Genomic DNA, 23069 nt, shown 5'->3' with positions numbered 1-23069 from the left:
TTTATTGATAATGATTTGCATTAGAAAATGCAAAATATTATCATTCTTAACATTATTTTACGTTTTTATACAAGCCGTCGGCCGCTCCGCCGGCGGCTTGGCCGTGGACGGGCCGCGCCCGTTCGGCCGCGAAAGACATGGGTTTGCCGCAGGGATAAGCAACAGCAAGGCCGGGAAGGCCGCAGCGTCATGGTCTGTGTGAGTGTCGATGTAGGTTGTGTAAAAAAAAATCAAATTTTGTGCACCTCTGGGATGAAAGGAGAAGACATCTATGGGCAAGCATTTTGCGGCTCAACGGCATGAAAGCGTAGGAAACGGGGAAAAGGCGGGGATGAAAGCCCTTGGGGCATTTTCCTCCGTATTTTTAGGGGTTTGTTCACTGGCGATCGGTAACGTCAACGCGGCGGAAACGAAGAGCAACGAAACCTACCAGGACGCGGAAACGCTGCTGGTTACCGGTGAGAAGATCAAACGTTCCATTTTCGACACCGGCTCCAGCGTGCAGGTGTTCGACAGCAACCGCATCGCCTCGATGCCCGATGCGGTGCAGATCCCCGATCTGCTGCGCATGACCCCCAACGTGGTGGATCTAGGCATCGGCAACGAACTGCCGACCGTGCGCGGTATCGACGGTTCCGGCCCGAACGTCGGCGCCAACGCTTTCCTCAGCGGCACCCGCCCGCGCCTCAATCTGTCATTGGACGGCCGTTCGCTGACGTATAACGAACAGGCGTTCGGTCCGCAGTCGCTGTGGGATCTGGATCGCGTCGAAGTGTTCCTCGGCCCGCAAAGCTACATCCAGGGGCGCAACGCCATCGCCGGCGCTATCGTCATGGCCAGTAAAGATCCGACCTTCGAATGGGAAAGCGCGTTCAAGGGCGGGGCCGGCAACCAGCACTCTTCACAGCTGGCCGCCATGGCGTCCGGCCCGCTGGTGGAAGATCAGCTGGCGTTCCGCGTCAGCGTCGATCGCCAGCGCCGCCGTAGCGAAGCCGATCTGCCGGCCTATGCGCCGGTGGGCGATCCGCGCGAAGTGGAGGCCACCACCGCCCGCGCCAAGCTGTTGTTTAACCCGGCCGGCCTGCGCGATCTGACCACCAAGCTGACCTTTAACCACTTTGGCAGCACCGCGCCGCAGAACGAAAGCCTCAACCCGCAGCCGCATCCGACCAACCCGCGCCACGATCCGCGCCGCGCCGTGTTCAAAAGCAACATGAACAGCACCATCTGGGATCTGGCCTGGGAGGCCTCCGATGCGATGACGTTTGAAAATCGCGTTATCTATACCGATTTCAACATCAACCGTCCGACCGCTTACAACATCCAATACGCCGAGATCGACGGCCAGGAAGTTCACGTGGAGCCGGTGGTGCGCTTCGGCGGAGCGGACAGCCGCCTGCACGGGCTGGCGGGGCTGCGTTACTTCCACGGCACGCAGGATGAGTTCGTCAACATCTTCGGCGGATCGACCTTCAAAGATAAAACCGATACCCATTCGGCGTTCGCCGAGCTGACCTATGCGCTGACGCCGCAGGTGGACGTGACCGCCGCCAGCCGCCTGGAACGCGAACACCGTCGCCGCGACGGCGGCAGCCAGGCGGTGCGCATCGATTTCGATGAAACCTACACCGTGTTCCTGCCGAAGCTGGACGTGGCCTGGAAACCGACGGATACCCAAACCTACGGCGCCAAGATCGCCCGCGGCTATAACGCCGGCGGCGGCGGCATCACGATCGGCACGCCGGTGGTCAGCTACACCTACGGTTCTGAGTATGTCTGGAACTACGAGTTGTACACCCGCCATCACCTGAAAGACGCCAACGTGGTGCTGACAGGTAACATCTTCTACAACGATTACAAAGACATGCAGCTTCCGTACTCGCTGGGTGAGAACTCCAGCGTGATCCGCAACGCCGACAAGGTGGAAACCTACGGCGCGGAAATCGGCGCCACCTGGCAGCCGCGCTGGGACTTCGAACTGTTCGGCAACCTCGGCCTGTTGAAAACCGACATCAAGAAGTTCTCGGGCAGCGGCGTGGAAGGGCATGAGCTGGCGCGCGCACCGGCTTACACCGCCAACATGGGCGCCAAATATCAGTTCCTGAAAGGATGGGAGCTGAGCAGCAACGTGGCGTTTACCGACTCCTACTATTCGCAATACGACAACGACTCGCGCGGGCGCATCGGCTCTTATTGGACGGCCAACGCCCAGTTGGCTTACACCTTCGACTACGGTCGCGCCACGCTGTATGCGAAAAACCTGTTTGATTCCGACCGCCGCGAGATGGTCAGAAGCAACGACATCTACACGGCGACTCTCCAGCGAGGCCGCCTGGTCGGCGCAGCGGTTGAGCTGACTTTCTAACGCTATCGCGGTGACGGGGGACGAATGTCCCCCATTTTATGCGCTATCCCGGCATGGCCGGGCAAAGGAGATAACGCAGTGATCGGTGATTTTGACAGCATTCTGAGCGATGAAGAGGCCCAGCGGCTGGAGAGCGCGTTTCAGGCGCTGGGCGCGGGGGCGGCGAACGGCGATCGGCCGGTAAGCGAAGCCGAAGAACGAGCATGGTTCGCCCATCTGCAGCAGGGCGGTGCACACGGGCAGCGGGCGCTGGCCTGGCGCCTGACGGGGGACGTGGATATCGCCCGGCTGGCGGTGGCGCTGCAGGCGCTGGTGCGAGAAACGCCGGGCGTGAACGTGCGTTACGTTTTTGATGACGAAAACGGTCTGGTTAAACGCGCCGCCGATTCGGCGCCGTTGCCGGTGAGCCTGCGTCAGGTGGCGGATGAACAACACGCCATGGGTTGCCTGCTGCAAGCGCAGGCGGCGCCATTTGAACTGGAAAGCGAAGCGCCGCTGCGCTGCCTGCTGTTGCTCACGTCGGGTGATGACGTGATTTTGGGCGTGGTATTGCATGACATTTTGGCGGAAGCGTTGCCGTGGCGCCACCTGCCGACGATGCTGTCCGCCCGTTATAACGGGGGTGCGATGCCCCTGTCTTTCGTGGCGGAGCCGGTCGAGCCGGCGGAAATCCCGGAGCCGCAACTGCCCTGGAAGCGCCAGGCGGTTTCACTGCAGGATTACCGCAGCCCGGCGCAGCGTGCTGAAGCCTTGCCGCCGGTGGGGGGGCGCGTGGTCACGCGCATTGCGCGTTCGCTGTTACCCGCCAACGACACACCGCGGGCCTTGCTGGCGGCGGTAGCGGCGCGGTTTGCCGAGTTCGTCGCCGCGCAGGCCGGTGGGCAAGCCGTGCAGCTGTGCGTGCCGACGGCGGAGACGGCGGAGTGCATCGGTCTGGAGCTGGGGCTGACGGCGGTACCGCTGATGCGCCTGACCGTGCTGCATGGCGAGGGCAACGTCGGGCAGCGGCTGCTGGCACAGACCGTGGCCGAACAGCCGGATCCGCAGCGGGCGCAGCTGCTGGTGGCCTGGCGTGACGATCTGGCTGCGGACTGGTGCATGGAAGGCGTTCACGCCGAACGCCTGTTGCTGCCGCCGCTGCATACGCCGTTTGAACTGGCGCTGCTGTTGGGCTTGCCCGAGGCGGAAGCGCTGACGCTGGAGCTGGTCACCGACCCGCGTCTGTCTCCGCACGCGGCGCCGTTCCTGCTGGAGCAGTTCAGCGCCTTCCTGGCCGGGCAGCGAATTGCCGTCGCATTGCCAGCGGCTGAGGCGGCTTCCCCGGCGATGGCCGCGCCGGCGGCGAACGGCGACGCGGACGAAAGTGTTGCGCCGCTGATTTTGCAGGAGTTCCGTGAGGCGCTGGTGGCCCCGGAAATGACCCTGGATGAAGACTTCTTCGATCGCGGCGGCCATTCGCTGGTCGCTACCCGGGTGATTGGCCGCTTGCTGAGCCTGCATCAGATCGAAATCAACATTAACGATTTGTTCAGCCATCCGACGGCGCGCGGGCTGGCGGGCTATGCCAAACGCCTGAACGTTGCGCAGCCGAATGCCGCGCTAGCCATCGCCGACGATCATGATCGGGCACAGGCGCCGCTGTCGCTGGCACAGGAATCGCTGTGGAAGGTGTATGAAGCCTTCGGCCATGACGAGATTTTCAACCTGCCGTTCTCTCTGCGCTTCTTCGATGCGGTGGATGAAACGGCGCTGCATCAGGCGTTTATCGACGTCATGACTCGTCATACCGTGCTGCGTTCACGCTTCGTCGAGCAGCAGGGGGAGGTGGTGCAGGTCGTGGTGCCGGCCGCAGAATTGCCTGATTATCAGTGGTTCCGCTTCTCCCACGAGACGCCGGCGGGTAATGCCGCCGCCCTGTTGGCCGACGCCGGCCAGCATCGGTTCGATCTGGCCGCCGAGCTGCCGCTGCGCGCCACGCTGCTGCGCGATGCGGACAACGGCCAACAGCTGCTGTCGCTGCTGTTCCACCATGTGGTGCTGGATGAATGGTCGCTCAACCTGATGATGGACGAGCTGGGCGTCGCCTATCGCCATCGCGTCGTCGGCCAGGCGCCGCAGTGGAGCGGGCAGCCGCCGCAGTTCCATACCTTCGCCCGGCAACAGCGGGCCTCGGGAGTGCAGCAGCAACATCTGGACTACTGGCTCGATGCGCTGCGCGGCGCGCCGGTCGGCCAGCCGATCTTCCGGCAAGAAGCGTCCACCCACCCGGCGGTGCCGGCGCCGGCGGACGTCAACGGCGGCTGGCTGGAGTTCGAGGTCGATCCTGCCGTGGCGGAAGGCTTGTATCAGCTTGCCCGCCGCAACAACGCGTCGCTGTTCAACGTGGTGTATGCCGGGATTACCTCGGCGCTGCGCCTGCTGGGCGGCCCGGCGGATCTGCTGGTGGGCACCTCGACTTCCGGCCGTAACGACGCCGAGTTCTTCGATACCGTCGGCTATTTCACCACCGTGGTGGTGCACCGCGTGCGCTTCGACGAGGGGCTGACGGTGGCCGGCTTGGTCAGCCAGGTGAAAAACACCATCAATGGCTCGCTGCCGTACACTGACATTCCGATCGATCTGGTGGAGGAAGGGCTGTTCGGCGTGGACGCCGACCGCAAGAACCACATGTTCGAAGTGTTTATCCAGATCCACAGCCGCATCAAGCTGAACGGCGAGTTCCGTCTGCAGGACGGCAGCGCGATCGCCTACCGTCAGGTGGAGCCGGAGAAAGCCGAATCGTTGCTCGGCCTGCAGTTTGAGGTGATGGAAGACGATCTGGCGGGGGCGAAATCCCTGCGGGTGATGATGACCTACCGCCAGGATCACTACAGCCGGGAGCAGGCCAATCTGATCGCCGACGGCGTTCAGCACGTCTTTACCCAGTTTGCGCAGCACATCGCTGGCGATATCGCTCTGGCGGCGCTGCCGCCCGGGCCGCAGGCATGACGTTGTTTCACTCTAACCGAAAGCATGATTTTCAAGGAGATAAAAGGATGTCTGGAACCCTAGCAACCCCGCGCGCGTTACTGTCGCTGCTGGTGGCGGCCTCTCTGGTGGTCGCCGGCGCCGCGCAGGCCGACGATGCCGGCATCAAACCGCAAGACATCAAGCGCCAGGCGCTGTCGTCGACGGTGGTGGAGATGGCCTACAGCACCTCGCAACAGGCGCTGTTCGTCAGCGCGCCGGATTGGAAGGAAGAGGCGCGCTCCCGCGTGCTGCGGCTGGATCCCAACACCCTGGCGATCAAGGCGGAGATCCCGCTGCAGGTGAAAGGCTTCGGCGTGGCGCTGAACGACGCTGGCAATCGCCTGTACCTGACGCAGGCCTTCAACGGCGAAGTCGGGGTGGTGGACACCACCACCAACCACGCGCTGGGCGGCATCAAGCTGCTGGACAAGGCGGTGCTGGAGCAGGCTTACAAGCAGGCGGGCATCAGCGGCAAGCGTCTGGATTTCCTGTTGGCGGAGCTGAAGAAGTTTAAAATCACCGAGGACTACCTGTATCGCCTCCGCGAGATCAAGTATGACGCGCAAAGCGGCCGTCTGTTCCTGCCGGGCCTGGGTTTCGGCGTCGACAGCGTGCTGTACGTGGTCGATACCAAGGCCGGCAAGCTGGAGAAAGTGATCCCGGGCTTCGGTTACAACGCGGTGGGCATCACGCTGGATGAGAAGGGCCGTCGGGTATTCGTTTCCAACATGCAGGGGCAGGTGATCACCCTGAACGCCGACACGCTGGCGATCACCGCCACGCACGAAGTGCAGGCCGATCAGCTGCTGAACCTGGTGTATGACCCGGCGAGCAATCGCCTGCTGGGCGTCGATCAGGGCATCGATCGCGACGACTACCGCAACCATCATCTGGGGCACGACTACGTGAAGCGCAGCAGCGGCCACCGGGTATTTGCGCTGGATGCGGACAGCGGCAAGGTGCTGGCCAGCGAGCTGACGGATGAGGTGCCGATCGGCCTGTTGCTCGACGAGCGCAGCCAGCGGCTGTATGTCGCCAACCGCAAAGGGGTACGCGTGGATCACGGCGCCGGGACGCTGACGGTGTTTGACGCCAAAACGCTCAAGCGTCTGCAGACCGTGGATTTGCCGCCGCACCCTAACAGCCTGGCGCTGGATCCGAAAGGTGACGCGCTGTTCGTGACGGTGAAAAACGACGGCGCTTCCACCAAGGCCGGCAAGCCGGAAAGCGTGGTGCGTATTCAACTGCATTCCAACTAGCTGAATATAAAGATAAAAAAAAGGGCGCTGCGGCGCCCTTTGTCGTTGGAACATGCCATCAGAAGTGGGTGTTGATGCTCATGTAATAGGTACGGCCCGGTTCGTTGTAGGTAGCCGCGCCCGCGCCGGCGATGTTGATCGCGCCGGTGTTCGGATCGCCCACGTTCTGCGCGTTGCCGGCGCGGAACTGGCGTTTGTCGAACAGGTTGTCGATGCCGGCGGTGAGGCTGACGTTTTTGGTCAGGTCATAGGTCGCGCTGGCGCCGACGACGGCGTAAGGGCTAACCTCACGGGTTTCGCCGCCGGTGGCCGGTTTACCCTGGTAGTTGTACTTCTTCGGCTTCTGACGGCCGTACCAGGTCAGAGTGGACTGCATCGACAGATCTTGCGTGGCCTGCCAGCTGAGGGTCGAGTTGACGGTAAACTTCGGGATCACCGACAGGTAATCGCCGGTGGTCTTGTTCTTGTTCTCGATCATGTAGGTGGCGTTGTTGCTCCAGGTGACGGTCTCGCTGACCGGCACGTTCAATGAGCCCTCCAGCCCCTGCACCACCGCTTTCGGTACGTTTTCCCACTGATAGACCGCCGTGCCGGTGCTGCTGGTGGCGATGCGCGAGTTGCCCGCTTCGATCTTGTTGTGATAATCGTTGCGGAAGTAGGTCACGCCAGCCAGCCAGCCGTCGTTATGGAACTCCAGCCCGATCTCTTTGTTAACGCTGGTCTCCGCTTTCAGATCGTCGTTGCCGAGCAGGTAGCAGCCGTTTTTGGTATCGCTGCCGGCACATCCCTGGCCTTTGCTGTACAGCAGGTAGTTGCCGTTGGTCTGGAACAGCGTCGGGGCTTTATAGGAACGCGCGATGCCCATCTTCAGCGTGAAGTAGTCGCCCAGTTCCTGCGACAGGTTCAGCGCCGGGCTCCAGTTGTTGCCGGATTCCGAATGCAGATCGTAGCGCAGACCCGGCGTCAGCATGGTGGTGTCGGTCAGTTCAATGTTGTCTTCGGCGAACAGCGAGAAGATATGCGCGGAAGCGTAAGGGCTGCGCGTACCGGTCGTCATGCCGGGAATGGTGCCGCCCATCAGCGTTTGGCTGGTGGAGGTGCCGTCCTTCATGCGCTGCTGGCTCCACTCGGTACCCAGCGTAGCGGTTTGCGCGACGCCCAGCTCGAACGGCACGCTGACTTCGCTGTGCGCCAGGAAGTCGTCCAGCTTGGTGGTGCCGAAACCGGTGTTCTTGGTATCGAAAATGCCTTCGGTGCCGCCGGCCAAGCCTTCGTTCAGGCGGGTGTTGCGGGTGCGTTCGAACTGCACGTAGTTGTTGGTGCTCACGCCGTTGTCCCAGGCACCGCGGTGGGTCAGGCCGAAGGTTTCACGGTAGATGCGGTTGGTCTCTTTGCCGTAGTTGCTCTGCACCAGGGCGTTGGTGTTGGTGTTCTGAGTATCGCCGGCGTACAGGTTGCCCTGGCGGCCATAGGCGTATTCGAACTCCAATGACTGCAGATGGGCGAAATCCCAGTGCAGCAAGGCGTCGATGTTTTTATCGACCACCCCCTCGCGCCCGGCCGGGACGCTGTTGGCGTAGGCGCCGACGCGTTCGGATTTATGCGATTCGTTAATGTCCCAGGCGTCGGCCTGCGTTTTGCTGTAGCCGCCGAACAGGCGGAAGCTCAGGGTGTCGCTCAGCGGGCCGGACAGGCTGAAGTCGGTGCGCTTAGTGGCGCCTTCCTGCTTGTGCTGCGGCACGTTGAAGTAACCGTTCAGCGAGCCGTGCAGCGCATCGCCGGCCTTCTTGGTGATGATGTTGACCACGCCGCCCGCGGCACCGTTGCCGTAGCGCGCCGCGGCGGGGCCGCGCAGCACTTCGATGCGCTCGATCATCTCCGGCGGCACCCAGGCGGTATCGCCGCGCGAGTCGCGCTCGCCGCGCCAGCCCTGACGCACCGAGTTGCGGCTGGAGGCCGGTTTGCCGTCGATCAGAATCAGGGTGTTTTCCGGGCCCATGCCGCGGATATCGATCTGGCGATTGTTGCCGCGCTGGCCGCTGGTGGAGTTGCCGGTCAGGTTAACCCCGGGCATGGTGCGGATCAGTTCGCTGATGTCGCGCGCCGGCGGGCGTTTTTTGATCTCGTCGGCGGTGATGGTGGACACCCCCGGCGCCTGCAGGTTCTGCCGGGCGGCGGTCACGACGATGGTGTCTTCGCCGCGCGGCTTTTTCTCCGTGGCGCCGCTGTTCTCTTCCGTGGTGGTGGTGTCGGTCTGCTGCGCGGCGTTGGCGAACGCGGACGCGCCCAATCCCAAGCCGATAAGAGTGGCTAAAGAATAACGTGATAGCTTGCTTTTCATCTGAGTGTCCTACCTTGCTGCCATCCCTCGCCGAATGGGGGGAAGGGCGGTTGTAGTTTTTGTGTAGTCGGAAATAGAAAATCGGCTGCGGCAAGGGATGCCATTGATGTATCCCCGATCCCTGTCCGTTGCGCGCAATACCAGCACGATCTCCAAGCCTTACACACTATTGCAAATGCAAATTATTATCAATAGTATTTGGCGTACAGTGCGTTCGGGCGGTGGCCGGCGATAGGGAAAAGTCGACGTTCCCGGTGCCGCCAACTACAAAATGGGTAGGCGTTGTGAATACAGAACTACAGTCAGAAAGCAGCAGATTATTGGCCAGCAGCAATGCGGGCAGTCCAGGGTGGTGGTTGACGGTGGCACGACGCGGTACGCCATGGGTAGAACCGGCGGGTAACGGCCGGTGGCGCACCACCTTCTTCTGGCGCGATCCTCAGGGATGCGAATTGACCTCCGCCTACCGTCGCGTGTGGATCAACATTAACTGCCTGACCGACCATCATCAGCCGAATCCGCCGCAAAGCCTGCAGCGCTTGGCCGGTACCGACGTGTGGTACTGGCAGACCGAGCTGAGCGGCGCCTGGCGCGGCAGCTACTGCTTTATCCCCTGCTTTGACGAGCGGCCGCCGGCGTTCAGCGGCGACGATGCGCACGCCAACATGCACAACCTGCGTCACTGGTGGCACCAGGTGTTCGCCAGCGCTACCCCCGATCTGCTCAACCCTTATCGCTCCTGGCAAAGCGCCAGCGGCCACAGCGTCTCCGGTCTGCACATGCCGGATGCGCCGCCGCAGCCGGTATGGCGCTCGTTCGACGAGTATGAGATCGCCAGCGGGCGCTGCACGCCGCCACTGCCGGCGCGTTTGCAGCGCCATACCTGGCAGAGCGAACGCCTGGGCAACAGCCGCGACGTCTGGATCTACACCACCGGCGACAGCAAGCCGGCCGAGCGCCCGCTCGCGATCCTGCTCGACGGCCAGTTCTGGGCGAAGCAGATGCCGGTTTGGGAGCCGCTGATGCAGCTGACCCGCGAGGGGGCGTTGCCGGAAGCGGTGTATGTGCTGATCGACATCATCGATCTGCCGCACCGGGCGCGAGAATTAACCTGCAAGGACGATTTCTGGCTGGCGGTGCAGGAAGAACTGATGCCGCAGCTGGCCGACTGGGCGCCGCACAGCGACAAGCCGGCCGATACGGTGGTGGCGGGGCAAAGCTTTGGCGGCCTGGCTTCTCTGTACGCCGGGCTGCGTTGGCCGCAGCGCTTCGGCGCGGTGATCACCCAGTCCGGCTCCTACTGGTGGCCGCGGCGCGACATGCTGCAGCTGCCGAGCATTCCCGACGACGCCTGCTGGCTGATGCAGCAGGTAGAACGGCACGGCCTGGGCAACCATGGCGCGCTGAAGGTCTTTATGGAAGCCGGTTCGCAGGAAAAGCTGGTGCATCGGGTCAGCGGCGAAATGGCGGCACGCCTGAGCGACGCCGGCCATCGGGTGCACTACCGGGTGGTGGAAGGCGGGCACGACGCGTTGTGTTGGCGCAGCGGCCTGACCGATGGGCTGCAGGCGGTATGGGCTTCCGCTTTCGCCACCGCTTACCCGGCATCGGCGACGGCACGAGGAACACATGATGGAAAGCCTGAATCCGTTCGATGATCAACAGCAGCGCAGCCTGGTGCTGCGCAACGTACAACAACAATACAGTTTGTGGCCGGATTTCCGCGCCATTCCGTCCGAGTGGACGATCGTCTTTGGCCCGGCGGCGCGCCTCGAGTGCGCCGAATGGCTGGAACAGCATTGGCAAGATATTCTGCCGGTCGCAGCACGCGAGGCGTGACCGGCGCCAGGTAATCACGGGAGCAATAAGCAGTGTCACATACCCCTAACTCTCTCAGCGGCCCGGCGCTTGCGGGCGAATGGCCGCTGGTCGCGGCACAACCCGGCATCTGGGTCGCCGATCAAATCTCCCCGCATCGCAATGCCTACGCGGTGGCTCACGCCATCGAACTCAACGGCCCCATTGCCGTGGAGCCTCTGCTGCAGGCCATCATCCAGGGCCTGGGCGAGGTGGACATGCTGCGCCTGCGTTTTGCGGAACGTGACGGCGTGCCGGTGCAATGGCTGGACGACGCGCTGGCGGTGCACGAGCCGGAACTTGTCGATCTGACGACGTCGCCGGACCCTGAAGCCGCCGCGCGCGCGCTGATGGACATCGATCTGGCGAGCGATCTGCGCGCCGGCAGCGGCGCGCCGCTGTATCGCCATGTGGTGATGCGTCTGGCGGATGACCGCTGGTTCTGGTATCAGCGCTATCACCATCTGCTGGTGGACGGTTTCAGCTTCACCGCCATCGCGCGCCGCGTGGCGGCGATTTACACCCATCTTTGCCGCGGCGACGCGCTGGAACCGACGCCTTTCACGGCGTTCAGCGACGTGGTGGCGGAATACCAGGCTTACCGGCAGGCGCCGGCCTGGCAACGCGACGCCGATTTCTGGCTCGAAAAAGCACGGCAGCTGCCGCCGCCGGCCACGCTCTGCCCGCAGCCGCTGGCCGGGCAAACGCCCACGCCGCGCATCCATCGATTGGAACAGCGCTGCGATCCGCAGGCCTTCGCCGAACTGGTGCAGTGCGGCGCGCAGCAGAAGCTGAACGCCGCCGATATGGCGGTGGCGCTGGTGGCGCTGTGGGTGTCGCGTCTGAGCGGCCAACCGAGCTTCAGCGCCGGTTTTATCTTCATGCGCCGCACCGGATCGGCCGCCCTGTGCGCGGCCGGTCCGGTGATCAACGTGCTGCCGATGGAGATGCACCTCGAGCCGCAGGCCACGCTGTATGAGGCCGCCGCCCGCATCAGCCGCGAGCTGAAAACGGTGCGCCGCCATCAGCGCTACGACGCCGAACAGGTGCAACGCGATCTGGGGCGCATCGGCGACGGCGAACCGCTGTACGGCACGGTCTTCAACTTCAAAATGTTCGATTACCAGCTGGATTTCGCCGGTATCGAAGGCATTACCCACGATCTGGCCTCCGGGCCGGTGCGCGATCTGGAGATTGCGCTGTTTATCGACGAACACCATCAGCTGAAGGTGGAGCTGCTGGCCAACGCCGAGCGTTACAGCCGTCAGGAACTGCTGGCGCATCTGCAGCGGTTGCCGCTGCTGCTGGCGCAGTTCGCCGCGCTGGCAACGTTGCCGATCGGCGAAGCCGACATGCTGACCGCCGACGATCATGCGCTGCTGGCGCGGGTCAACGACACGACGCATCCGGTGCCGGCGGCCACGCTGAGCCAACTGCTGGCGCAGCAGGCGCAAATTACGCCGAACGCGCCGGCGCTGGCGGATGCGCATTTCAATTTCACCTACCGCGAAACGCGCGAGCAGGTCACGGCGCTGGCGCGCCAGCTGGTGGCGCAGGGCGTGCAGCCGGGCGACATCGTGGCGGTGGCGCTGCCGCGTTCGGTGTTCCTGTCGCTGGCGTTGATGGCGATCGTGGAAGCGGGCGCCGCCTACCTGCCGCTGGATACCGGTTATCCGGACGAGCGGCTGGCGATGATGCTGGAAGACGCCGCGCCCCGGCTGGTCATCACCAACCCGGCGCAGCAGGCGCGCTTCGCCGACAAGGGCGAAATCTTGCTGTATGACGCGCCGCTGGCGGCCGATCATGCCGCCGGGGTGGCGATCGCGGGCCCGATGCCGGATCATGCGGCCTATATCATCTTTACCTCCGGTTCCACCGGGCGCCCGAAAGGCGTGCTGGTCGGCCATCAGGCGATCGTCAACCGCTTGCTGTGGATGCAGCACCAGTATCCGCTGGGGGCGGACGACGCGGTGCTGCAGAAAACGCCATGCAGTTTCGACGTCTCGGTGTGGGAATTCTTCTGGCCGCTGATGGTCGGCGCCCGGCTGGTGATGGCGCCGCCGGAGGCGCACCGCGATCCGCAGCAACTGCAACAGCTGATCGCGCAACACCGCATTACCACGATGCACTTCGTGCCTTCGATGCTGGCGGCTTTCGTGGCCGCACTGGACGACGACGCGGCGGTGGCGAACTGCGCCGCGCTGCGCCAGGTGTTCTGCAGCGGCGAAGCGCTGCCGGCGGAGCTGTGCCGCCTGTGGCAAAGCCGCACGGCGGTGCCGTTGCACAACCTCTACGGCCCGACCGAGGCGGCGGTGGATGTGACCTGGCATCCGGCCTACGGCGACGCGCTGGCGAAGGTGACCGGCGCCAACGTGCCGATCGGCCTGCCGGTATGGAACACCGGACTACGCATTCTGGACGCGCGCCTGCGGCCGGTGCCGCCGGGCGTGGCGGGCGATCTGTATCTGACTGGCGTGCAGCTGGCGCACGGCTACCTTGGCCGGCCTGATCTGACCGCCAGCCGCTTTGTCGCCGACCCGTTCGGCGAGGGCGGACGGATGTACCGTACCGGCGACGTGGCGCGCTGGCTGCCGGACGGCGCGGTGGAATATTTGGGCCGCAGCGATGATCAACTGAAGATCCGCGGGCAGCGTATCGAGCTGAGTGAAATCGACCACGCCTTGCTGTCGCTGCCGGGCGTGCGCCAGGCGGTGACGCATGCGCTGGTGTTGCAGGGCACGCCGGTGGACGCCGGCGGCGATGCGCGCCAGCTGGTGGGCTATCTGGTGATGCAGCCCGGCGCGAGCTGGGATGCGGAAGTTTTGCGCGCGGCGCTGGCCGACCGCCTGCCGCCGCACATGGTGCCGGTGGCGTTGGTGGAAATGAGTGATTTGCCGCTGAGCGCCAACGGCAAGCTGGATCGCAAGGCTTTGCCGCAGCCGCAGGGCGGTGTGCGCAAGGCGGGGCGGCCGCCGCAGGCCGGGTTGGAAAGCGAGATCGCTGCGGTATTCGCCCGTTTGCTGCAGCGCGAGCAGGTGTTTGCCGACGACGATTTCTTCGCCCTTGGCGGCCATTCGCTGCTGGCGATGCGCCTGGCGGCGGAGTTGCGCCGCGATCTGGGCAAGGCGGTGTCCGTCGGCCAGGTGATGGTGGCGTCGCGCGTTGAGCAACTGGCCGCCTTGCTGGCGGAAGATCGCACGCAGGAAGAGGCCGATCGCAGCGGCTTCGACAGCGTATTGCCGCTGCGCGTCACCGAGGGGCCGACGCTGTTCTGTCTGCACCCGGCGTCCGGTTTCTCCTGGCAGTTCAGCGTATTGCCGCGCTATCTCGACCAGCACTGGTCGCTGGTCGGCATCCAGTCGCCGCGGCCGGATGGCCCGCTGGCGCTGAGCGAAGATATGGATCAGGTAGTGGATGCCCACCTGCAGACGGTGCTGCAGGTTCAGCCGCACGGGCCGTACCACTTCATCGGTTATTCGCTCGGCGGCACGCTGGCGCAGGGCATCGCCGCCCGGCTGCAGGCGCGCGGCGAGCAGGTGGCGTTCCTCGGCCTGCTGGATACCTATCCGCCGGAGACCCAAAACTGGGACGTGATGCTGGACGACAACGTGTTGAAGGAAGTGCAGCGCGAGCGCGAGCAGTTCCTGGCGGTGTCGCAGGACACGCTCGATCCGGCGCTGGGTGAGACGCGCACGGCGATGTTCGACAACATCGAAGCCAACTACGCCGATTCGGTGCGGTTGTTGTCGCACACGCGGACCGCCCGTTTCCACGGCCAGGCGACGCTGTTCGTCGCCAAACGCACGCTGCAGGAAGGGATGGACGTGCAGCAGACCTGGTCGCAGTACGTCGATGCGCTGCAGGCGCACGAGCTGGACTGTGCGCACGTCGATATCGTTTCGCCGGCGTCGTTCAAAGTGCTGGGGCCGCTGCTGAACCGGATCTTGCGCACGCTGTAATGACGCCCTCATCCCGCCGCCAGGCACGGGGATTATCCCGCGTTTGGCGGCGTTTCTTGCGGTCGCTCACAATTGAATATCAATGATTTTTATTATCATTATTGATTTCGTCATCTGTGCTAGCATAGCGCTCCGCAACTGCAGAATCCCCGTTTAAAGATGTGGTGAACAACCGATGAGTAGCAAACCCTCCATCCTGCTTGATTTCAGCCTGCTGAAAACCAATCGGGCTTTCCGCGCGGTGTTCTGCGCGCGCTTTATCTCCATTGTGGCGCTGGGGTTGATGGCGATCGCCATCCCGGTGCAGATCCAGGCGCTGACCGGTTCCACCCTGCAGGTCGGGCTGGCGGTGACGCTGGCCGGCGGCGGCATGTTCGCCGGGCTGCTGATGGGGGGCGTATTGGCCGATCGCTATGAGCGGCGCCGACTGATTCTGTTTGCGCGTTCCACCTGCGGCGTCGGATTTGTCGGCCTGTGTCTCAATGCCCTGTTGCCGTCGCCTTCGCTGGCGGCCATTTATCTGCTGGCGGTGTGGGACGGCTTCTTTGGCGCGGTGGGGGTGACGGCGCTGCTGGCGGCCACGCCGGCGCTGGTGGGCCGCGAAAACATCGTGCAGGCGGGCGCCATCAGCATGCTGACGGTGCGCTTCGGCTCGATTCTTTCTCCGGCGATCGGCGGCCTGGTGATCGCCCATATGGGCATCGCCTGGAACTACGGTCTGGCGGCGTTCGGCACCCTGCTGACGCTGCTGCCGCTGCTGAGCCTGCCGCAGCTGATGCCGCCACCGCAGCCGCGTGAACACCCGCTGCGCGCGCTGGCAGGCGGTTTCGCCTTCCTGCTCCAGAACAAGGTGATCGGCATGGTGGCACTGATCGGCGCGCTGCTGACCATGGCCAGCGCGGTGCGGGTGCTGTACCCGGCGATGGCGGAAGGTTGGCACATCGACGCTGCCCACCTCGGTTATATGTACGCCGCCGTGCCGCTCGGCGCCGCCATCGGCGCGTTCACCAGCGGGCGCGTGGCGCATGTGGCGCGCCCCGGCTGGGTGATGCTGCTGACGGCGATCGCGGCGTTCGCCGCCATCGGCCTGTTCGGCCTGATGCCGTGGTACAGCCTGGCGTTACTGTGCCTGGTGGCGTTCGGCTACCTGAGCGCGCTGAACTCGCTGCTGCAATACGGCCTGATCCAGAGCCTGACGCCGGATAACTTCCTTGGCCGCATCAACGGCCTGTGGACGGCGCAAAACGTGGTGGGCGATGCGCTGGGCGCGTTGCTGCTGGGGGCGATGGGCGCCTTCATGCTGCCGGCGATGAGCGCCAGCGGTTTCGGCTTCGGCGCGGCGCTGCTCGGCATCCTGTTGCTGTTCGCCATGACCGGTTTGCGCCAGGTCACGCTGCACAAACCGGAGCCGCAGCCCGCCACAGAAAAGTAGTCGAACGCGTTAAAACAACGCTGTGGGATCAAATAGCAATGCTTATCATCGGCATGCGTAAAACCCACAGCGTTTATGTCATGATTTCGAAATGAAAGAAGTGCTTACGTTTATTGACATAGCAAATATCGGCGAGTAATTTAGCGCGGAATTAACTCAAATGATAATCATTATTATATTGGTTATCACTTCAAATTCTTGAGGGCGAAGCGATGGATACTGCCGTGAACGACATCAATCGAAAGGAAGTGCAGGAGTGCGAAGAGCAGCGGTTTGCCGCTGATTTTTCTCCGGCGTCGGGCTTCTTCTTTACCTCCCCTTTCCGCAGCTTGACCACCACCGGTTGTTTCAGCCGCATTCGCCTGCCGGCCGCGGACGGCGCCGATCTGAACGGCGAGTTCCAGCGCAGCGTACGGCAGGCGTTTGCCGAGGCCCGCCAGGCCGGCATCAAAAAACCGCTGCTGTGCGGCGCCATTCCGTTCGATACCCGGCAGCCTTCGGCGCTGTTTATTCCGCAGCAGAGCCGCTGGTTCGATCGCGCCGCCTTTATGGCCGGCGTTAGGCCGGCGGCGGACGGGCCGGAGCTGGCCGGGGTAACGGAACTGCCGCCACAGCAGCCGTTCATGAATATGGTCAGCGACGCCGTCGACGCGATGAAGGCCGGTGAGTTGGACAAAGTGGTCTTGTCGCGCCTGCTGGAGATCGAAACGCGTCAGCCGGTGGATCGCCATGCGCTGATGGCGCGCGTGATTGCCCAGAACCCGCACGGTTTCCATTTCCATGTGCCGCTGGAGCAGGGCGCGCTGTTGGGCGCTAGCCCCGAGCTGCTGCTGCGCCAGGACGGCGGCCGTTTCTATTCCAATCCGCTGGCCGGTTCCGCCCGGCGCGAGGCCGACCCAGAGCGCGATCGCGAAGTGGGGGAGCGGCTGATGGCCTCGGCGAAAGATCGCCACGAGCATCGCATCGTCACCGAAAGCATGCGTGACGTGCTGGCCGGCCGCTGCCGCTACCTGAACGTGCCGCACACCCCTGAATTGTTGACCACCACCACGCTGTGGCATCTCTCCACGCCGATCGACGGCGAGGCGGCGTCTCCCGACGAAAACGCCCTGTCGCTGGCCTGCCTGTTGCACCCGACGCCGGCGCTGTGCGGCATGCCGACGGCCGAGGCGCACGCCCTGATCGGCAAGCTGGAGCCGTTCGATCGCGGCCTGTTCGGCGGCATCGTCGGCTGGTGCGACGACGAAGGCAACGGCGAGTGGGTTGTGACTATTCGCTGCGGCACCGTTGACGGCAACCGGGTACGGCTGTTCGCCGGCGCCGGCATCGTGGAAGACTCTTCACCCGAATCTGAATGGCATGAAACAGGCACCAAACTCAGCACCATTCTGCGTGCCTTTGGTATAAATCAAGGATAACGACAAGATGAGCATTGCCTTTACCCCCTGGCCGGCGGAGTTCGCCAGCCGCTATCGCGAGCGCGGCTACTGGACTGACAAGCCGCTGACCGAGATCCTCGACCGGCAGGCCAACAATGACGCTCCGGCGATCATCGACGCCCAGGGCAGCCTGACCTACCGCGAGCTGCAGCAGCGCTCCGATCGCCTGGCGGCCGCTTTGCTGCGCCGCGGCGTGAAATCCGGCGACACCGCGCTGGTGCAGCTGGGCAACGTGGCGGAGTTCTATATCGTGTTCTTCGCGCTGCTGAAAATTGGTGTGGCGCCGGTCAACGCGCTGTTCAGCCATCAGCGCAGTGAGCTGAACGCCTATGCCGAGCAGATCAAACCGGCGCTGCTGATCGCCGATCGCCGGCACGCGCTGTTTGCCGACGATCAATTCCTGAACGCCTTCCGCGATGCGCATCCTTCGCTGCGCGTCGTGGCGCTGCGCAGCCAGGCCGAGGGCGAGCTGGCGCTGGCCGCCTGGCTGGACGAAGCGAGCGACGGTTTCGCCGCGCAGCCTTCCGCGGCTGATCAGGTGGCGTTCTTCCAGCTTTCCGGCGGCAGCACCGGTACGCCGAAGCTGATCCCGCGCACCCACAATGATTACTACTACAGCATTCGCCGCAGCGTGGAGATCTGCCGCTTCGACGCGCAGACCCGCTATCTGTGCGCGCTGCCGGTGGCGCACAACTACCCGATGAGTTCGCCGGGCGTGCTGGGCGTGTTTTATGGCGCCGGGCTGGTGGTGTTCGCCGCCGATCCGGACGCCGGGCAATGCTTCCGCCTGATCGAACAGCACCAAATCAACGTGACGGCGCTGGTGCCGCCGGCGGTCACGCTGTGGCTGCAGGCGATCGAAGAGTGGGGCGGCAATGCCCAGCTCGCCAGCCTGAAACTGCTGCAGGTGGGCGGCGCCAAGCTGGGCGAAACGCTGGCGGCGCGCATTCAGAACGAAATCGGCTGCCAACTGCAGCAGGTGTTCGGCATGGCGGAAGGGCTGGTGAACTACACCCGGCTGGACGATGACGAACGCCACATCCTGGCGACGCAAGGGCGGCCGATGTCGCCGGACGACGAAGTGTGGGTGGCGGATGACGACGGCAATCCGTTACCGGCGGGCGAGGTCGGACGGTTGATGACGCGCGGGCCTTACACCTTCCGCGGTTACTACCAGAGCCCGGCGCACAACGCCGACGCCTTCGACGCCGACGGTTTCTATTGCTCCGGCGATCTGATCAGCATCAGCGAAGACGGCTACATCACCGTGCAGGGGCGGCAGAAAGACCAGATCAACCGCGGCGGGGAGAAGATCGCCGCCGAGGAGATCGAGAACCTGCTGCTGCGTCATCCGGACGTGATCAACGCCGCGCTGGTATCGATGCCGGATGCGCTGATGGGGGAGAAGAGCTGCGCCTATATCATCGCCAACGCGCCGCTGAAACCGGTGGTGCTGCGCCGCCACCTGCGTGAGCAGGGCGTGGCGGACTTCAAGCTGCCGGATCGCTTTATTCAGGTGGACAGCCTGCCGCTGACCCCGGTCGGCAAAGTGGACAAAAAACGGCTGCGCCAGCAGCTCGACGCGCAACTACAGACTCAGGCTCAGGGAGATTAATCGATGGCCATTCCAAAACTTAATGACTACGCGCTGCCGACGGCGGACGAACTGCCGCAAAATAAAGTCACCTGGCAGGTGGAGCCACAGCGCGCCGCGCTGTTGATCCACGATATGCAACAGTATTTCCTCAACTTCTGGGGCGAGGACAGCGCGCTGATTAAACAGGTGGTGGAGAACATCGCCAACCTGCGCCGCTACTGCAAGCAGCAGGGCATCCCGGTGTTCTATACCGCGCAGCCGAACCAGCAGAGCGATGAAGATCGCGCGCTGTTGAACGACATGTGGGGGCCGGGCCTGAACAAGCACCCTGAGCAGCAGGCGGTGACCGCTGCGCTGGCGCCGGACGAAGACGACACGGTGCTGGTGAAATGGCGCTACAGCGCCTTCCATCGCTCGCCGCTGCAGGAGATCCTGCAGGAGTCCGGCCGCGATCAGCTGATCATCTGCGGCGTGTATGCGCACATCGGCTGCCTGACCACCGCCATCGACGCCTTCATGCGCAACATCCAGCCGTTCATGGTGGCCGACGGCCTGGCGGACTTCTCGCGCGACGAACACCTGATGGCGCTGCGCTACACCGCCGGCCGCTGCGGCCGGGTGGTGACCACCGCGTCTCTGCTGCCGGCGGCCGGCATCGCCAGCATCGATGCGCTGCGTCTGCAGATCCTGCCGCTGCTGGACGAAGACAGCGAGGACATGGGCAACGATGAAAACCTGATCGATTACGGTCTGGATTCGGTGCGCATCATGGAGCTGGCGACCCGCTGGCGCAAGATCCGCAGCGACATCGACTTTATCGCGCTGGCGCGCAACCCGACCATCGACAGCTGGTGGGCGCTGCTTTCCGAAGAGAAAGCCTGATTTTAATCACGAGCAGAGGGCGGCCGTTCGGCCACCCTGTTGGCTTTATAAGGAGATTTTGATGAATACTTTGATCACCAAGGGAAAACGTGCGGCATTTCCGCTGATGCTGCTGTCTACGCTGCTGTTCTCCAACACTTTGCAGGCGCAAACCGCGCCGGAAGTGCTGCGCAAGCCGGTCGGCAAAGGCGCCTATGAAATGGCCTACAGCCCGAGCGAGAACGCGCTCTACTTGGCCACCTCGCAGAGCCGCAAGCTGGACAAGGGCGGCATCGTTTACCGTCTGGATCCGACCACGCTGGACGTGACCCAAATTATCCATAACGACATCAAGCCGTTCGGCGCCGCCGTCAACGCCAAGACCGGCACGCTGTTCTTCGGTAACACCGTCAATAACTCGGTAACCGCCATCGACGCCAAAACCGGTGACGTGAAAGGCCGCCTGGTGCTGGACGCGCGCCAGCGCTCCGAAACCGTCAAGCCGCTGGCGCCGCGCGAACTGGTGGCGGATGCCGACAGCGATACCCTGTATATCACCGGGCTGGGGGATTCCAGCGTAGTATGGGTGGTGGACGGCAAGGATCTGACCCTGCGCGCCACCGTGACCGACACCGGCAAGTACGGCACTGGCCTGGCGCTGGACGCCGCCGCCAAACGCCTGTACGTCACCAACGCCGACGGCGAGCTGGTGACCATCGATACCCAGAGCAACAAGGTGCTGTCGCGCAAGAAGCTGGATGAGTCTAAAGAGCACTTCTTCCTGAACATCAGCCTGGATACCGCCACTCACCGCGCCTTCATCACCGATTCCAAGCAGCCGCAGGTGCTGGTGGTGGATACCCGCAACGGCAACATCCTGAGCAAGATCGACGTGCCGGAATCGCTGGCGGTGCTGTTCAACCCGGCGCGCAATGAAGTTTACGTCACCCACCGCCAGGCGGGCGAAGTGAGCGTGATCGACGCCAAGAGCTACAAGGTGTTGAACACCATCAAGACGCCGACCCATCCGAACAGCCTGGCGCTGTCGCCGGATGGCCAAACGCTGTATGTCAGCGTCAAGCAGGCTTCCAGCCGCGAGAAAGAAGCGACTGCGCCGGACGACGTGATCCGCGTCGCGCTGAAATAATCCTACGCTGGGTAAGCGCACACCGAACAGGCGAAGCGGCGACGCTCCGCCTGTTTTTTTTCGCCGTGCGATCTGCGGTATAAAGTGTGGATTGCCTTATTGACCCGAAGGAACGTTGGTTATGCCCGTCTCACGCGCACCGCTGTTGTTGTCCGTTATCACTCTGCTGCTGCTGGCCGCGCTGATCCACAGCGGCATCAGCCCTTACGATCGCACCACCTGGCTGATGGAGGTGGCGCCGGTATTGATCGTTTTGCCGCTGCTGTGGCTGACCCATCGCCGTTACCCGCTGACGCCGCTGCTCTACACGCTGATTTTCTTCCACGCGCTGATCCTGATTTTCGGCGGCATGTACAGCTATGCCCGCGTGCCACTGGGGTTTGAGGTGCAGCAGTGGCTGGGTCTTGGCCGTAACCCGTACGACAAACTGGGGCACTTCTTCCAGGGGTTGGTGCCGGCGCTGGCGGCGCGCGAGATCCTGCTGCGCGGTGGTTATGTACAGGGGCGCAAGATGCTGGGCTTCGTGGTGTGCTGCATCGCGCTCGCCATCAGTGCCCTGTATGAGCTGATCGAATGGTGGGTGGCGCTGGCGCTGGGCCAGGGCGCCGACGAGTTTCTCGGCACCCAGGGCGACCCGTGGGACACCCAGTCCGACATGTTCTGCGCGCTGCTCGGGGCGATGTGCGGCCTGTTGCTGTTTGGGCGCTGGCAGAAGCGGCAAATCGCTCGCTTAGTTTGATAAATTTCAAACCGAATTAGCCCGCCGTTATGGCGGGTTTTTTTATATATATCGCAATGAACGTTGTCGCATCAAGCGAAGGCCGGGAGCTTTAACTGCGTCCAAGGTTCCGCTGTTCTTTATGATTTGTTGTTTCTATTTCATTGTTTTATATGAATTTATATTCAATTGGTAAGAATTTTCTTATTATAATTGCTGTGCTAATATCATGTTGTTTGGTGGGGAATTGGCGTTGACATGGTTTGTAGCGCAGGGAATGTATGAGATACATAATTAATAATAACATTAAATATCACGAAGATAGATCGGAATTGGTCTCGGTGCATGACGATATCCCGCCGATTACGCTGACGGCCACGCTGAACCGCCTGCTCTCCACATTAGTCAGAAACAACAATCTGGTGTTATCCAGAGAGACGTTGTTGACGCAGGTGTGGGAGGCTCACGGCCAGGTCGCTTCCGGTAATAACCTCAACAATACCATTTCAATTTTACGCAAGGCGTTCTCTTCGCTCGGCGAGGAGGAGATCATCGTCACCTTGCCGCGGCAAGGTTTTATGTTCACCGCCGCTACGATCAAAACGGCGGACAGCCAGGCGCCCGCAGAGGATCCGGCTCCGGAGGTGGGCCAGGATGTGGGCGTCCCCCCTGAGGTAGGCTCCGTCGCTGTACGCAACTATACGCGTTTCAAAGCCGCCGGACTGGCGGCTTTGCTGGTTCTGGCGCTGGGCTGCAGTATTTGGGCATGGTTCGATGCGGGTTATCTGCCGGCCAGCACGGTCGACGTGGGGCGCATCGACAGCTGCAGCGTGCGTCTTATCACCACCTATCATAAGCCGGCGATCAACAAGGTCGATTTGGATCATCTGCGCGACATGCTGAAGGAGCGGCCACAGATTCACTGCAACGAACCGGCGACGCTGCTCTACTACGACACGCAAACACTGGCGCCAAATGGCTCCGGGAGAACCCGAACGTCCTATTTCTATTACTGCCCAGAGTCGCAAATGGCGGATAACAAGGTGCAATGCGAGAGTTTCTATGAAGGCTGGGGCCTGTAAACG

Annotated in this window: 14 protein-coding genes; 13 read left to right on the top strand and 1 reads right to left on the bottom strand. The window is 63.0% G+C overall.

The features are described 5' to 3' along the window. Window positions 1–271: 271 nt before the first annotated feature. The 3 genes from ACMGGK_RS22495 to ACMGGK_RS22485 all read left to right on the top strand — a co-directional run bounded on the left by ACMGGK_RS22495 (window position 272) and on the right by ACMGGK_RS22485 (window position 6633). On the top strand, window positions 272–2365 hold the full coding sequence (locus ACMGGK_RS22495) for a TonB-dependent receptor (protein WP_049299585.1): 2094 nt from the start codon (window positions 272–274) through the stop codon (window positions 2363–2365). Window positions 2366–2443: 78 nt separating this feature from the next. Continuing rightward, the gene (locus tag ACMGGK_RS22490) at window positions 2444–5353 is read left to right on the top strand and encodes a condensation domain-containing protein (protein WP_420277282.1); all 2910 of its coding nucleotides are present in this window, start codon (window positions 2444–2446) and stop codon (window positions 5351–5353) included. Between the two features lie 47 nt (window positions 5354–5400). Beyond that, window positions 5401–6633, top strand: coding sequence for a YncE family protein (locus ACMGGK_RS22485; RefSeq protein WP_420278109.1), 1233 nt, complete (start codon window positions 5401–5403; stop codon window positions 6631–6633). A 58-nt stretch (window positions 6634–6691) separates the two neighbouring features. Here ACMGGK_RS22485 and ACMGGK_RS22480 read toward each other — a convergent pair whose 3' ends face one another. Then, window positions 6692–8974, bottom strand: a complete 2283-nt coding sequence (locus tag ACMGGK_RS22480; protein ID WP_420277281.1) for a TonB-dependent siderophore receptor — start codon at window positions 8972–8974, stop codon at window positions 6692–6694. A 284-nt stretch (window positions 8975–9258) separates the two neighbouring features. Between ACMGGK_RS22480 and fes the strand changes: the two genes are divergently transcribed. The 10 genes from fes to ACMGGK_RS22430 all read left to right on the top strand — a co-directional run bounded on the left by fes (window position 9259) and on the right by ACMGGK_RS22430 (window position 23066). Further along, window positions 9259–10632: an enterochelin esterase gene (gene fes / locus ACMGGK_RS22475; protein WP_072265060.1), complete on the top strand. Its 1374-nt coding sequence runs from the start codon at window positions 9259–9261 to the stop codon at window positions 10630–10632. Continuing rightward, window positions 10607–10813, top strand: coding sequence for an MbtH family protein (locus ACMGGK_RS22470; RefSeq protein WP_004930023.1), 207 nt, complete (start codon window positions 10607–10609; stop codon window positions 10811–10813). Before fes ends, ACMGGK_RS22470 begins: the two co-directional genes overlap by 26 nt. A gap of 32 nt (window positions 10814–10845) precedes the next feature. After that, window positions 10846–14790 (top strand): enterobactin synthase subunit F, encoded by a 3945-nt coding sequence (locus ACMGGK_RS22465; protein WP_420277280.1) that lies wholly within the window; start codon window positions 10846–10848, stop codon window positions 14788–14790. A 175-nt stretch (window positions 14791–14965) separates the two neighbouring features. Beyond that, window positions 14966–16222 (top strand): enterobactin transporter EntS, encoded by a 1257-nt coding sequence (entS, locus tag ACMGGK_RS22460; protein WP_420277279.1) that lies wholly within the window; start codon window positions 14966–14968, stop codon window positions 16220–16222. A gap of 212 nt (window positions 16223–16434) precedes the next feature. Beyond that, on the top strand, window positions 16435–17640 hold the full coding sequence (locus ACMGGK_RS22455; protein WP_049186371.1) for an isochorismate synthase: 1206 nt from the start codon (window positions 16435–16437) through the stop codon (window positions 17638–17640). Between the two features lie 7 nt (window positions 17641–17647). Beyond that, window positions 17648–19276 carry a (2,3-dihydroxybenzoyl)adenylate synthase gene (locus ACMGGK_RS22450; RefSeq protein ID WP_420277278.1) on the top strand — a complete coding sequence of 543 codons (1629 nt, stop codon included), beginning with the start codon at window positions 17648–17650 and terminating at the stop codon, window positions 19274–19276. Between the two features lie 3 nt (window positions 19277–19279). Beyond that, complete coding sequence (locus ACMGGK_RS22445) at window positions 19280–20140, top strand: isochorismatase family protein (RefSeq protein WP_420277277.1); 861 nt, start codon at window positions 19280–19282, stop codon at window positions 20138–20140. Window positions 20141–20246: 106 nt separating this feature from the next. Further along, the gene (locus tag ACMGGK_RS22440; protein WP_370456249.1) at window positions 20247–21266 is read left to right on the top strand and encodes a YncE family protein; all 1020 of its coding nucleotides are present in this window, start codon (window positions 20247–20249) and stop codon (window positions 21264–21266) included. Window positions 21267–21387: 121 nt separating this feature from the next. Next, entirely contained in the window at window positions 21388–22005 is a 618-nt protein-coding gene (locus tag ACMGGK_RS22435) for a DUF2238 domain-containing protein (protein ID WP_420277276.1), read from the top strand. 320 nt (window positions 22006–22325) lie between these two features. Beyond that, the gene (locus ACMGGK_RS22430; protein ID WP_228009779.1) at window positions 22326–23066 is read left to right on the top strand and encodes a winged helix-turn-helix domain-containing protein; all 741 of its coding nucleotides are present in this window, start codon (window positions 22326–22328) and stop codon (window positions 23064–23066) included. The last annotated feature ends 3 nt before the right edge of the window (window positions 23067–23069 follow it).

The sequence above is a fragment of the Serratia sp. BNK-33-b genome, from assembly GCF_048684565.1.
Taxonomy (GTDB): Bacteria; Pseudomonadota; Gammaproteobacteria; order Enterobacterales; family Enterobacteriaceae; genus Serratia; species Serratia marcescens.
The sequence above is the reverse complement of the archived record's forward strand: the minus strand, read 5'-3'. Positions and strand labels throughout refer to the sequence as shown.